At 68.5% G+C, this 1,208-nt stretch carries 1 protein-coding gene; it reads right to left on the bottom strand.

Annotated features, from left to right (window positions below):
• Window positions 1-1,147: integrase core domain-containing protein (locus WMR31_RS22100; RefSeq protein ID WP_340541102.1), on the bottom strand; the 1,147-nt coding region annotated here is incomplete at its 3' end.
• Between the last annotated feature and the right edge of the window lie 61 nt (window positions 1,148-1,208).

The following is a 1,208-nucleotide window of genomic DNA, read 5'->3' on the forward strand; positions in this document are numbered from 1 at the left end:
CGATGACGAGCTCGCGGAGCAGCTCGCCGGTGGCGGCGTCGATGACGCGGACGTCGAGGTCGTGGACGAGCAGGATGACGTGGGTTCGGGCGTGGGTTCGTCCGATGCCGATGTGGTGCAGCCGGCCGTTGACGCGCAGGGTGACGGTGCCGACGTTGTCGATGCGGTCGAACCGGACCCGGTCGTGGGTGTCGCTGGCACGGTCAGCGCCCGGGCTGGCCTTCGGGCGTGCGGTGTAGGCGGTGGCCGGGGTTGACCGGTGCGGCAAGGAGCGGTGCGGCCGCTGGTCGTTGTACGCCTGCCGGAACCGGTCCAGCAGCTCCTGCAGGTCGGGGATCGTGGCGGGCTGGACGGGTTGGGCGCGTAGCCACTTCTTCATGGTCTGCTGGAATCGCTCCACCTTCCCGCAGGTCGTCGGATGGTTCGGGCGGGAGTTCTTCTGCACGATCCCGAGCCGCCTCAGCTCGTTCTCGAGCATGCTGCGCCCGCCGCGGCCGCCAGCGAACCGGACGGTGTAGACCATGCCGTTGTCGGTCAGCGTGGACGCGGGATAGCCGTGCTGACCTGCGGATTCGGTGAACGTCTCGAGCACGATCCGGGCCGTGACCCGGTGGTGGGCCGTCACGTGGAGTGCATAGCGGGAGTGGTCGTCGAGCCAGGTGATGATCTCCACGTCCCGGCCGGGGGTGCCGCCTGGTCCGGTGAGTCGGTAGTGAGTGAAGTCCGACTGCCAGGTCTCGTTCGGCATTGCTGCCTCGAACCGGATGTAGGAGGACCTCGGGCGCTTGGCCGGCGCGGGGGTCACCGCACCGGCCCGGGCCAGGATCCGGTGGATCGTCGCCCGGGACAGGGCCACACCATGGCGGTGCTCGAGGTGCCAGCCGATGGTCTCGGCACCAGCGTCCAGCCCGGACTCGGTCAACTGCTTGCGCAGCGCGAGGACGAGGCCGACCGTCGCCTGGGGTGTGGCGCTGGGTGAGGTAGCGGGGCGACGCGACTTTGGTTCGAGAGCTGCGTCGCCCTCGGCTCGTCGGCGAGCCATCAACTTGCTGACCCAGCCCTTGCTCATGCCGTAGCGGCGGGCGGCCTCAGCCTGCGTGATGCCCTCGGTCTCGATCGCGGTGATGACCAGCCTTGCCTTCGACACCGGCCAGCATCGAGTTTCCTATGTCCTGAGACATGGGTTTCCTATGTCCTGAACCAGCACA

Source organism: Nocardioides epinepheli (genome assembly GCF_037936805.1).
In the GTDB taxonomy this organism is placed as follows: domain Bacteria; phylum Actinomycetota; class Actinomycetes; order Propionibacteriales; family Nocardioidaceae; genus Nocardioides.